The 1,143-nt window shown below is 74.4% G+C and carries 1 protein-coding gene; it reads left to right on the forward strand.

What is annotated here, in order from left to right:
• A partial coding sequence (locus tag R6V09_RS53570) for an SCO1417 family MocR-like transcription factor (protein ID WP_317888616.1) occupies nt 1-1,125 on the forward strand: 1,125 nt, incomplete at its 5' end.
• Between the last annotated feature and the right edge of the window lie 18 nt (nt 1,126-1,143).

The following is a 1,143-nucleotide window of genomic DNA, read 5'->3' on the forward strand; positions in this document are numbered from 1 at the left end:
GCCGCCCTGCCCGCGCCCGAGCCGTGGCTCACCCGGGCCGTGCACGGCGCCCTGGAGGAACTGCCGCCGTACGCCCACACGCACGGCGACTACCCGGCCGGGCTGCCCGCGCTGCGCGCGATGATCGCCGAGCGGTACACCCTGCGCGGGATCCCGACCATGCCCGAGCAGATCATGGTCACCACCGGTGCGATGGGTGCCATCGACGCCATCTGCCACCTCTTCGCGGGGCGGGGCGAGCGAGTCGCCGTCGAGTCGCCCTCGTACGCCAACATCCTCCAGCTGATGCGCGAGGCGGGCGCCCGGCTGGTGCCCGTGGCGATGGCCGAGGGGCTCTCCGGCTGGGACATGGACCGCTGGCGGCAGGTGCTGCGGGACGCGGCGCCCCGGCTCGCGTACGTCGTCGCCGACTTCCACAACCCGACCGGCGCCCTCGCCGACGACGACCAGCGGCGTCAACTCGTGGACGCGGCCCGCTCGGCAGGCACCGTGCTCGTCGCCGACGAGACGATGACCGAGCTGTGGCTGGAGGAGGACGTCGAGATGCCGCGCCCTGTCTGCGGCTTCGACCCGGCCGGTTCGACCGTCATCACCGTCGGTTCCGCCAGCAAGGCCTTCTGGGCCGGCATGCGCATCGGCTGGGTGCGCGCGGCTCCCGATGTGATCCGCAGCCTGGTCTCGGCCCGCGCCTACGCCGACCTCGGCACCCCGGTGCTGGAGCAGCTCGCCGTCAACTGGCTGTTCAGCACGGGAGGTTGGGAACAGGCCGTCGACATCCGGCGCGGCCAGGCCCGGGAGAACCGCGACGCGCTGGTCGCGGCGGTACGTCGGGAGCTGCCCGGCTGGGAGTTCGAGGTGCCCAGGGGCGGGCTCACGCTGTGGGTGCGCACCGGCGGACTGTCGGGTTCACGCCTCGCCGAGATGGGGGAGCGCGTGGGGGTTCGGGTGCCGTCCGGGCCGCGCTTCGGCGTGGACGGGGCCTTCGAGGGGTATGTACGGCTGCCGTTCACCGTGGGCGGCGCGGTGGCCGAGGAGGCGGCGGCACGGCTGGCCGCGGCTGCTCGGCTGGTGGAGAACGGGGTCGGCGGGAGCGGTGGCGAGTCGCCGCGGACGTTCGTGGCGTAGCCGGGTTCGGTGCGGGCG

The organism is Streptomyces sp. W16 (assembly GCF_033194735.1).
Taxonomy (GTDB): domain Bacteria; phylum Actinomycetota; class Actinomycetes; order Streptomycetales; family Streptomycetaceae; genus Streptomyces.